The following is a 10302-nucleotide window of genomic DNA, read 5'->3' as shown; positions in this document are numbered from 1 at the left end:
GCCTACTTGTGAGGGTAGGGGAGGGGGCTTTTACTGGGGTGCGGTTATAGTGTGTCGGAGGGATCGCTACCGCCGGCGCACCCGTCGGTCCGTGAAGGCCTCCTTGAGGGACCCTGGGTCCCTCAAGGAGGCCTTCACGGACCACGGGACCCGACACGGCTCCCGCACCGCTCTCACGACCCGTGGCCACTACCTCCGCCAACCGAAGGAAAGGCCCCCTTTCCTCGGCTGAGCCGGGGAAAGGGGGCCTTCACATGCGTCAACCGGGCGTCAGGCGCCGATCAGGCGACCCGCCAGGTACGACTCCAGCTTGTCGATCGCGACCCGCTCCTGCGCCATGGTGTCGCGCTCCCGCACCGTCACCGCGTGGTCGTTGAGCGAGTCGAAGTCGACGGTGACGCAGTACGGCGTCCCGATCTCGTCCTGGCGCCGGTAGCGGCGGCCGATCGCGCCGGCGTCGTCGAAGTCGGCGTTCCAGTGCTTGCGCAGCGCCGCCGCGACGTCCCGCGCTTTCGGCGTGAGATCGGCGTTGCGGGACAACGGGAGCACGGCGACCTTGAACGGCGCGAGCCGGTAGTCCAGCTTGAGTACCGCGCGGGTGTCGGTGCTGCCCTTGGCGTTCGGCACCTCTTCCTCGTGGTAGGCGTCGACGAGGAACGCCATCATCGACCGGCCGACACCGGCCGCGGGCTCGATGACGAACGGGCGGAACCGCTGCTTCGTGGCCTGGTCGAAGAACGACAGGTCCACGCCGGAGTGGTTCGAGTGCGTCGTGAGGTCGAAGTCGGTGCGGTTCGCGATGCCCTCGAGCTCGCCCCACTCCTGGCCCGCGTTGAACGCGAAGCGGTACTCGATGTCGACGGTGCGCTTCGAGTAGTGGGAGAGCTTTTCCTTCGGGTGCTCGTAAAGGCGGAGGTTGTCCGCCTTGATGCCGAGGTCCTTGTACCACTCGGTGCGCGCGTCGATCCAGTACTGGTGCCAGGTCTCGTCCTCGCCCGGCTCGACGAAGAACTCCATCTCCATCTGCTCGAACTCACGCGTGCGGAAGATGAAGTTGCCCGGCGTGATCTCGTTCCGGAACGACTTGCCGATCTGGCCGATGCCGAACGGCGGCTTCTTGCGCGCCGCGGTCTGCACGTTGAGGAAGTTGATGAAGATGCCCTGCGCGGTCTCCGGGCGGAGGTAGTGCACGCCTTCCTCGGACTCGACCGGACCGAGGTAGGTCTTGAGCATCATGTTGAAGTCACGCGGAGCGGTGTACTGCCCGCGGGTGCCGCAGTTCGGGCACGGAACCTCGGACAGGTCGTCCTCGGACACCTCCTTGCCCGACCGGGCGGAGAAGTCCTCGGCCAGCTGGTCGGCGCGGAACCGCTTGTGGCAGGAGAGACATTCGATCAGCGGGTCGGTGAAGACGTCGAGGTGACCCGACGCGACCCACACCTGGCGCGGCAGGATCACCGAGGAGTCGAGGCCGACGACGTCGTCCCGGCTCTGCACGACGGTCTTCCACCACTGGCGCTTGATGTTGTCCTTGAGTTCGACACCGAGGGGCCCGTAGTCCCACGCCGACTTGGTACCGCCGTAGATCTCTCCACACGGGAAAACGAAGCCTCGACGCTTGCACAGGCTGACGACGGTCTCAATGGTGTTGGCGGGCACTCCACGCTCCGAAGCATGCGGGGACGGTTATCGGACTAGAACGACAAGACTAACCGGGAGGTCCCGCGTGACTTCCGGCGAGGTTGGAACGGGTCAGGGACGGCTCACCAACGAGGCGGTGACGATGCGGTTGTCCTCGTAACCGTCGGTCCCGCCGACGTACTCGCCGCCGCAGGTGACCAGCACCAGCCGATGCGGACCGTCCGGCCCGAACAGCTTCTCCGCCTGCTCGGCCAGCTTCGTCTTGTGCACGGTGACGACCTCGTCGATCTTGTAGGCCCACTTGCCACCGTCGGTGTCGACGACATCCACCTGCTGACCGGCCTTGAGCCGCCACAACTCGTCGAAGGGGCCCTTCTTCCCCTTCCAGTTCACATGCCCGGAAAGGAGGGACGCGCCCTGGTCGGCGCCCAGTTTCGCGCCCCACCAGGTGGCTTCGTCGAGACCCTCGGGGATGGGGAGGGTCCCGTCGGCGGTCAGTTCCTTGCGGATCAGTTTCGCCGTGCCACCAGCGGGAAGTTTGACCGTGCCGGGTGCCTGTCCGGCGACGGCTTCGGGCGGCTGGACGGCCGACGTGTTCGCCTGATCTTGGGTGGCCGCGCCGACCGAGTCGCTCTTGTCAGTGAACACAAGCCCGGTGAACACGAACACCGCGACCACGGCCGCCACCACGAAGATCGCGGCGCAGGCGAGGATCCAGCCCAGGCCGGAGCGCTTCTTCGGCTGCTCCTCGCTCGCCGCGGCAGTGTCATCCACGTCAAACTTTCCCACCATCGGGTACTACTCCTTGATCGCGTCAAGCCGCCGAAGCGGCCGGTGTCGCTAGACACGCGATGCGAGCCGAGAGAGGTTGCACCGACTTCCCGCATTTCGTCCTCTGAATGCGGTCCTTGCGTGTGCAACTACCGCATTCAGAGGACGAAATGCGGGAAGTCAGGCGGGAGTCGCGACGACGACCCGGTTGTCCTGGTAGCCGTCCGTCCCGCCGAGGTAGTCGCCGCCGCAGGTCACCAGGACCAGCCGGTGTGGCCCGCTCTGCGCGAACAGCTTCGCCGCCCGCGCGGGCAGGTCGTTCTTGTGCACCGTGACGACCTCGCGCACGCGATAGACCCAGATGCCGCCCGCGGCGTCGCTGACGGCCACTTCCTGGCCTTCCCGCATCCGCCACAGCTCGTCGAACGGCCCTTTGACACCGCCCCAGTTGACGTGCCCGGAGATCAGCGACGTACCCGTTTCGGCGCCGAGCCGCGCACCCCACCAGGCAGCGTCGCCGAGCCCTCGCGGGATCGGGAGGACACCGTCGGAGTTGACCTCGGAGCGGACGAGCTTCGCCGTTCCGCCTTCGGGCAGCCGGATGGTGCCGGGCCGCTGCCCGCGTGTCGAACTGTCGGCGGGCAGTGCCAAGGGAGCGCCGTCTTCGCCCGGCATGACCGCGGGTTCCGCGGACGAGACCGCCTGTTCCGGCGGGATCCAGGTCAGCACGATCACGCCCGCGGAGATGGCGAGCGCGGAGACGACGGCGGAGAGTCCCGCCAGCCAGTGCCGCACGGGACCGCTACTTCTCCCGCACCGGAACGGGCTCGCGACGGCGGAGGGACAGCATGGCCGCGGCGCCGATCACGATGCCACCGCCCAGCAGTCCCAGCCCGACCACGGTCCGCGTCGAGTCGGCGGTCCGCGGCGGGATACCGCCCGCGGGGACCGTCCCCGGTACCGTGGGCTGCTCGGGCGCGGCGCCCGCTCCAGTGCCGCCGGCGGGCTTCGCCACGAAGTTCCTCGGGATCGCGCAGCTCACGCCGCCGAGCACGATCGTCGTACGGGCCTCACGCAGGTCCTTGCCCGCGTCGTCACGCACGTGCGTGACGACGTCCAGCTTCCAGCCCGCGGCCTTGGTCACGTCACCGCCGCGCCAGCCGTCCTGCCGGATGAGCTGATCGAAATCGGTCACCCGCGACACGGTCAGGTCGGAGGTGGTCTTGTCCTTGCCGATGCTCTCGTTCTTGACGAGCGAAGGCGGGCCGAGCTTGAGTCCCTTGATGTCGACGCCCGAAGCGCCGGACGGCTTCAGCTTGCCGGTTTCGTCACGCACCCAGATCTTGCTCACGCTCGTCGACGACGTCGCCTTCCCCGGCGATGAGCAATCGACGGCGCTCTTCGCGCCTTCGAGCACCAGCACGGTGTTTTCGGCGGGCGTGGCGCCGCCGCGGCCGTTGTCGATCAGGGCGTAATTGCTCTCCGCGACCGCTGTCGGGACCGTGGTCTGCTGCAACGCGGCGATCACGTTGTGGTCGCGGCTGGCGATCCCGGCCGGGTACGGGCTCTGCGCCCCGTAGCGGCCCAGGTTGATGTCCCATTTCTTGCCGAAGGTCTCCCGCTCGCCCTCATCACGGGGGACGACGGTGCGATCCGGGGAGAGTTTCGACTGGCCGGGCGTCAGCGGCGAACGCTGGGTTTCGGTGATCAGCGATCCCGGGTTCCCGATGCGCACGGAGGCCACGTTCGCGAACGACACGGGGCCGGTCTTCTCGTCGACGGCCTGCGTCGTCTGCGCCGCGGCGAATCCCGGAGCCGACGCCAGCACGAAGGCCGCCGTCGCGGCGGCCAGCTTCGTCACGAAACGAGTCATGTCTCCCCACTGCCTCTCCGGGCCCTCAGAGCGCGGTCGTCAGCGTACGAGAAGCGACGAAACGCTCCGCGACAACCTTGCACCGTTGGCGACCACATGCGAAGCGGAATGGTCATTTCTTTGCGAAGTCACCCGAACGGAGCAGTAACGACACGGCCAACTGGTCCCCCGCTCGGCGAACAGACCGCCGGGGTCGGGGAACACTAAGATGGTCTGAACTGTTACTGGCAATGACTTCGGAAATCATGATGGACGTGGAGGCGGCGATGGCTACGGTGACCCCGGACTCGGCCGCCCCGGGCTTCACGGAAGACCCCGGACCGCATTCGTCGGCCCGTCCTCCCGCCGAACCCGCCACCTCGGCCTCACCCGCCATCCTCGCGGACGCCGGCGACCTGCTCAGAGCACTCGCCGCGCCCGTGCGCATCGCCATCGTCCTGCAACTGCGTGACGCGGACAAGTGCGTACACGAACTGGTGGACACGCTCGACGTCGCGCAGCCGCTGATCAGCCAGCACCTGCGGGTGCTGAAGACCGCGGGTGTCGTACAGGGTGAGCGACGCGGCCGTGAGGTGGTGTACCGGCTGGTCGACGATCACCTTGCGCATATCGTGGTGGACGCCGTAGCCCACGTTCAGGAGGGGAAGTGAGCATGAGTCCGACGACGGCCAACAGTTCCGCGCCGGTGCCGGGACGCCGGTCGACGAAACAGCGGGCCGCCGTGGTCGAGCTGCTCAAGGAGATCGACGACTTCCGTTCCGCCCAGGAACTGCACGACGAGCTGCGCAAACGCGGCGACGGCATCGGGCTCACGACGGTGTACCGGACACTGCAGTCGCTCTCGGAGGCGGGCGAGATCGACGTCCTGCGCACCGACACCGGCGAGGCCATCTACCGGCGCTGCTCGTCGCACCATCACCATCACCTGGTGTGCCGGGTCTGCGGCAGCACCGTCGAGGTCGAGGGCCCGGCCGTGGAGCGGTGGGCCGAGAAGATCGCCTCGGAGCACGGCTTCTCCGACATCAGCCATACCGTGGAGATCGTCGGGACCTGCTCGAACCACTGACGCGCGTGCTATGAACGGTCCGTTACTTGCAAATTTTGCAAGTAACGGACCGTTCATAGCATCCGGTCAGTACTCGTAGGGGTCCTTCGGCGCCGGCACCTGCCGCACCGAAGTGAGCGTCAAGTCCGGCATGTAGCTGTTCTCCCGCACCGCGGTGCCCGGCACCACCGTCCCGGTCACCTCCAGCCAGGTGTCGTCGCGGAAGCCCGACACGTCCTCGCCCACCAGCCGCACGGTGATCGGGAAGGCGTCGGCGGCGCAGCAGCCGATCACCATCCTGGCCAGCATCGTGTTGCCCTCGTTGTGCACGACGAACCCGGACAGCCGCACCGTCCGCCCGTTCAGGCTCCCGCTCTTGTCCCACCCCGCGCGGCTGACGAACTCGTTGACCTCCAACGGAACCACGTCACCGGCGGGCAGGGGCGGGAAGGCGGCGGCGTTGCTCGCCGAAGCGCTTTGTGGCGCTCTGGCTTCGGTGCGGGTCACCGAGTCGGCGCCCAGCGCGGGCGGCGCGACCAGGAAGACGGCCAGCACCGGCACCATCAGCAGCCAGGCCGAACGGGTGTTGTGGTCGTGGGCGTGGACATCACCGGACACGACGGCGGCGGCCCGCGCGGCCAGCAGGTCGCGGACGATCGCGATCGCGCCCAGCGCGACCATCACCGCGCCGCCCGCGATGATCCACGGCTGCTGCGCGGGTTTGACGTAACGCAGGTAGTCGCCGTTGATCGTGATCTTGAGCAGGGCCCCGCCGAGCAGGATCAGCAGGATGTTCTGGGTCTCGCGTTTCACACGCCACCTCCGAGGATCAGCGTGCCCGAGACGACCGCGCAGCTGAGCGCGACGACGAACGTCACCGGCGCGAACCGCAGCGCGAAGGATTTGCCGAAGGTGCCGGTCTGCAAGGCGAACAGTTTCACGTCGATCGCGGGCCCGACCACCAGGAACACCAGTTTCGGCAGCAGCGGCATCGCGGTCAGCGACGCGGCGACGAAGGCGTCGGCCTCACTGCACAGGGCCAGCACGACGGCGAGCACCGCCATCACGAGCACCCCGAGCACGATCTGCTCACCGAGCACGCCGAACCATTCGGCGGGCACCAGCACGTTCATCGCGGCGGCGATCATCGCGCCGAGTACGAGGAACCCGCCCGCCTCGACGAGATCCGCCCGCGCGGTCTCGGCGAAGGTCTTCCAGCGCGAGCCGTGCTGGACGTCCGGCAAGCGCCGCAACGCGCGCTCCGCGATCCAGTCGAGCTTGCCCCATTTGGCCCACAGCCAGCCCATCACCATCGCCGTGGCGAGTGAACCGGCGAACCGGGCGAACACCATCTCCGGATTTCCGGGGAACGCCACCGCCGTGGCGACCAGTACCACCGGGTTCACCGCGGGCGCGGCCAGCAGGAACGTCAGCGCGGCCGCGGGCGCGACACCCTGGCCGATCAGCCGCCGCGCGACGGGCACCGACGCGCATTCGCAACCCGGCAGGGCGACCCCGGCCAGCCCCGCGACACCGACCGCGGCACCGGCTCGGCGGGGAAGCACCTTCTCCAGTACCCGGGCGGGCACGAACGCCGCGATCGCACCGCTGATCAGCACCCCGAGCACCAGAAACGGCAGTGCCTGCACGCAGACGGCGACGAACACCGTCGAGCCGGTCCGCAGCGCCGGCACGTCGAACACCTGCTGGAGCCAGCTCTGCCCGAGGATCGCGATCAGCAGAACCGCGCAGAGCACCTCGATCGAGGTGATCTTGAACCGCCGGGCCGGCTTCTCCGGGGCGCTTCTGGAAATGGTTTCCATGCGCGAGATGATGCCAGGTGACCCTGTGTGGAGACGGTCAGTCCCCGGAGGACGTGCCCAACAGGTCGGAGCGCAGCTGCGACGCGGTCGAGACGACCAGCATGAGCAGCGTCCCGAGCGGTGACGCGTCCATGCCCTCGGCCGGGAACGCGTACCTCAGCGTGATGTCGATGCCCTTCTCCGACCGCACCACGCCGAGCGTGCCGAACAGGCCCTGTCCGGCGCGTTCCGCCGCCGAGGCCGCGATCGCCGGGTCGTCCGGAAGGTCCCAGGCGACGACGCAGGTCAGGCTCAGCACGGTCAGCCCTTCGGCCAGCCGGGTCGCCTGGATGACACACGGGACGTCCGCGTGCGAGAAGGTCAGCGCGCCGTCGTCGTCGACGTGGACTTCGAGATAACGCTCGAGGGCTTCCCGTGCCGACGTCAGCAACGCCGCCGTGTCCGCCGCTTCGGTGGTCATGAGGTTCCTTCCGAAGCGTTATCGGCCTTGTCGATCGCCCCGCCGAAGCGGCGGTCCCGTTTCGCGAACTCGAGGCACGCCCGCCACAGGTGGGTGCGGTCGAAGTCCGGGAAGAGCGTGTCCTGGTAGACCATCTCGGCGTAGGCCGACTGCCAGAGCAAGAAGTTCGATGTCCGTTGCTCCCCCGACGGCCGCAGGAACAGGTCCACGTCCGGCATGTCGGGCTGGTACAGGTACTTGCCGATGGTCTTCTCGGTGACCTTGTCCGGGTTCAGCTTCCCGTCGGCGACGTCGTGGGCGATCCGCCGCATGGCGTCGCCGAGTTCGGCACGGCCGCCGTAGTTGACGCACATGGTCATGTTCAGCGCCGTGTTGTTCTTGGTCTTCTCCTCGGCGACCTGCAGTTCCTTGATCACGCTCGCCCACAGCTTGGGACGGCGGCCCGCCCAGCGGATGCGGACGCCGATCGAGCCGAGGTAGTCGACCTGACGACGGATGGTGTCGCGGTTGAAGCCCATCAGGAAACGGACCTCTTCCGGGCTCCGCTTCCAGTTCTCGGTGGAGAAGGCGTACACCGACAACCATTTGACGCCCAGCTCCACGGCACCGCTGGCGACGTCGATCATCACCGCTTCGCCGCGTTTGTGGCCTTCGATACGCGGCAGTCCCCGCTGGTTGGCCCAGCGGCCGTTGCCGTCCATCACCAGCGCGACATGCTTCGGGAGGAGTTCCTTCGGGATCTCCGGCGGGCGGGCACCGGACGGATGCGGCTCCGGCGCGCGAAGTTCGAATTGTGACGCCTTGTTCTCGCGTCCCCTGCGCAGCACCTTCGAGCCTCCTGATCGAGTGAACCTGTGCCTGCGACCCTACTGCGCTCCCGTGATGCTCTCCCGCGCACGCCTCTCCACCAGCGGCAGCGAGCGCAACTGACGCTCCAGATGCCACTGCAGATGCGCCGCGACCAGGCCGGACGCGTCCCGCCGCGGCACCGGCTGCGACGCTTCGGCCACCGGCCATTCGCCGTGCAGGAGGGCCGCGAGCAGGGTCAGCACCTCGTGGGAAGGGTGCACACAGCCGGGCACCCGGCAATCCGGGCACATCGAGCCGCCCGCCGACACACTGAACGCCTTGTGCGGACCCGGCAGGCCGCATCGGGCGCATTCGGTGATCGCGGGCGCCCAGCCGGCGTAGGCCATGGCCCGCAGGAAGAAGGCGTCGAGCACGAGGGAACTGTCGCGTTCGCCGCCCGCGAGAGCGCGAAGGGCGCCGACGACGAGCATGTAGAGCTTGAGCACCGGTTCGCCTTCTTCGGCGGACAGCCGGTCCGCAGTTTCGGCGATGGCGCTCGCCGCGGTGTAGCGCTGGTAATCGGCCACCAGCGGCAGCGCGAAGGCGTCGACCGTCTCGACCTGGGTGATCACGTCGAGGGAGCGGCCGGTGTAGAACTGGACGTCGACGTGACCGAACGGCTCCAGCCGCGCCCCGAAGCGCGATGACGTCCGACGCACGCCTTTCGCGACCGCACGGACCTTGCCGTGCCGTCGCGTGAGCAGGGTGATGATCCGGTCGGCCTCACCCAGCTTGTGCGTCCGCAACACCACCCCGGTGTCGCGATAGAGGTTCACCACCCCGACATCGTCCCACCCGGGACCGACATCGGGGCGGTGCGCCCCGGAATCAGCAGTAGCGCCCGTAACAGCTGGGCACGGACGAGGCCGCGACGATCGAAATGATGATCATCACGATGGCGAAGACGCAGCCGAGGCCACCGATGATCGACGCGATCATGCACATGGTCCTCGTGGACCGCGACGCGTCCGCGGCGGCGGCGTAGTTGCCCTGCATCTTGTAGGTGTTGACCTCGTTGGACTTCATGATCGCGAAGATCGCGATGATCCAGCAAAGGAAGATGCAGCCGATCGCCCAGCCCTTGTAGTCCTTGATGGCGTTGATGTCGCCACCGCCGCCGGGCATGCCGCCCGGGGCACCGTAGGGAGAAGGCTGGCCGTACGGAGCCGGCTGACCGTAGGGGGCGGGCATGCCGCCGGACGGCGGCCCGTAGCCAGGCTGCTGTTGTCCGTAGGGCTGCTGCTGGCCGTAGGGCTGCTGCTGGCCGTAAGGGTTGGTCATGAAAGTGGTCCTCGTTGTTCTTTCGTTCTACGGTCGGGCTAGATGTTCGCGGCGACCAGGATGATCCAGAGAAGGGAGAACAGGCAGCCGACACCGCCGATGATCGAGGCGATCATGCACATGGTCTTCGTCGACTTCGACGCGTCCATGGCGGCGGCGTAGTTGCCCTGCATCTTGTAGGTGTTGACCTCGTTGGACTTCATGATCGCGAAGATCGCGATGATCCAGCAAAGGAAGATGCACCCGATCGCCCAGCCTTTGTAATCCGGGATCGAGTTGATGTCGCCACCGCCCCCGGGCATGCCACCCGGAGCGCCATACGGCCCGGGCTGACCGTACGGCGCGGGCTGGCCATAGGGCGCCGGCTGGCCGTACGGCATCGGGTTCGCACCGGACGGCTGGCCGTACGGCGCGGGCGTGGCGCCGGACGGGGGTCCGTATCCGGGCTGAGGCTGCTGGCCATAGGGCTGCTGCTGGCCGTAGCCGGGCTGCTGGCCGTACGGGTTCGTCATCGGGTTCCCCACTTGTGTCGTGCTTCCCGGCGGGTGGATCCCGCCGG

General features: G+C 67.9%; 13 protein-coding genes. 2 read left to right on the top strand and 11 right to left on the bottom strand.

What is annotated here, in order from left to right; translation table 11 throughout:
• Positions 1–270: 270 nt before the first annotated feature.
• The 4 genes from ACZ6DT_RS28600 to ACZ6DT_RS28585 all read right to left on the bottom strand — a co-directional run bounded on the left by ACZ6DT_RS28600 (position 271) and on the right by ACZ6DT_RS28585 (position 4285).
• Positions 271–1659, bottom strand: a complete 1389-nt coding sequence (locus ACZ6DT_RS28600) for a glycine--tRNA ligase (RefSeq protein WP_340685416.1) — start codon at positions 1657–1659, stop codon at positions 271–273.
• 93 nt (positions 1660–1752) lie between these two features.
• Entirely contained in the window at positions 1753–2433 is a 681-nt protein-coding gene (locus ACZ6DT_RS28595) for a class F sortase (protein WP_465600884.1), read from the bottom strand.
• A gap of 159 nt (positions 2434–2592) precedes the next feature.
• Positions 2593–3207 carry a class F sortase gene (locus tag ACZ6DT_RS28590; protein ID WP_465600881.1) on the bottom strand — a complete coding sequence of 205 codons (615 nt, stop codon included), beginning with the start codon at positions 3205–3207 and terminating at the stop codon, positions 2593–2595.
• 7 nt (positions 3208–3214) lie between these two features.
• Positions 3215–4285, bottom strand: coding sequence for a hypothetical protein (locus ACZ6DT_RS28585; RefSeq protein WP_465600878.1), 1071 nt, complete (start codon positions 4283–4285; stop codon positions 3215–3217).
• A 266-nt stretch (positions 4286–4551) separates the two neighbouring features.
• Here ACZ6DT_RS28585 and ACZ6DT_RS28580 point away from each other — a divergent pair, with 266 nt between their 5' ends.
• Together ACZ6DT_RS28580 and ACZ6DT_RS28575 are read left to right on the top strand one after the other, a co-directional pair.
• Positions 4552–4935, top strand: a complete 384-nt coding sequence (locus tag ACZ6DT_RS28580; protein ID WP_465600875.1) for an ArsR/SmtB family transcription factor — start codon at positions 4552–4554, stop codon at positions 4933–4935.
• Between the two features lie 2 nt (positions 4936–4937).
• Positions 4938–5351, top strand: a complete 414-nt coding sequence (locus ACZ6DT_RS28575) for a Fur family transcriptional regulator (protein WP_039918337.1) — start codon at positions 4938–4940, stop codon at positions 5349–5351.
• A 66-nt stretch (positions 5352–5417) separates the two neighbouring features.
• On the opposite strand, the gene ACZ6DT_RS28570 is transcribed toward ACZ6DT_RS28575, so the two are convergent.
• The 7 genes from ACZ6DT_RS28570 to ACZ6DT_RS28540 are packed head-to-tail and all read right to left on the bottom strand — an operon-like array spanning position 5418 to position 10255.
• The gene (locus tag ACZ6DT_RS28570) at positions 5418–6143 is read right to left on the bottom strand and encodes a TIGR03943 family putative permease subunit (protein ID WP_465600873.1); all 726 of its coding nucleotides are present in this window, start codon (positions 6141–6143) and stop codon (positions 5418–5420) included.
• Entirely contained in the window at positions 6140–7153 is a 1014-nt protein-coding gene (locus tag ACZ6DT_RS28565) for a permease (RefSeq protein WP_465600870.1), read from the bottom strand. The genes ACZ6DT_RS28570 and ACZ6DT_RS28565 overlap by 4 nt, the downstream gene beginning before the upstream one ends.
• Positions 7154–7190: 37 nt before the next feature.
• A complete protein-coding gene (locus tag ACZ6DT_RS28560) occupies positions 7191–7613 on the bottom strand; it encodes a hypothetical protein (protein WP_465600868.1) in 423 nt (140 codons plus the stop codon).
• Positions 7610–8440 carry an isoprenyl transferase gene (locus ACZ6DT_RS28555; protein WP_465600865.1) on the bottom strand — a complete coding sequence of 277 codons (831 nt, stop codon included), beginning with the start codon at positions 8438–8440 and terminating at the stop codon, positions 7610–7612. The genes ACZ6DT_RS28560 and ACZ6DT_RS28555 overlap by 4 nt, the downstream gene beginning before the upstream one ends.
• A gap of 39 nt (positions 8441–8479) precedes the next feature.
• Positions 8480–9241 carry a DNA repair protein RecO gene (gene recO, locus ACZ6DT_RS28550; protein WP_465600862.1) on the bottom strand — a complete coding sequence of 254 codons (762 nt, stop codon included), beginning with the start codon at positions 9239–9241 and terminating at the stop codon, positions 8480–8482.
• A gap of 49 nt (positions 9242–9290) precedes the next feature.
• Positions 9291–9743 carry a CD225/dispanin family protein gene (locus tag ACZ6DT_RS28545; RefSeq protein WP_465600860.1) on the bottom strand — a complete coding sequence of 151 codons (453 nt, stop codon included), beginning with the start codon at positions 9741–9743 and terminating at the stop codon, positions 9291–9293.
• Between the two features lie 38 nt (positions 9744–9781).
• Positions 9782–10255 carry a CD225/dispanin family protein gene (locus ACZ6DT_RS28540; RefSeq protein WP_465600858.1) on the bottom strand — a complete coding sequence of 158 codons (474 nt, stop codon included), beginning with the start codon at positions 10253–10255 and terminating at the stop codon, positions 9782–9784.
• Positions 10256–10302: the final 47 nt, after the last annotated feature.

Source organism: Amycolatopsis sp. NPDC041971, from assembly GCF_055588925.1.
This window is presented reverse-complemented; position numbering and strand designations above follow the sequence as displayed.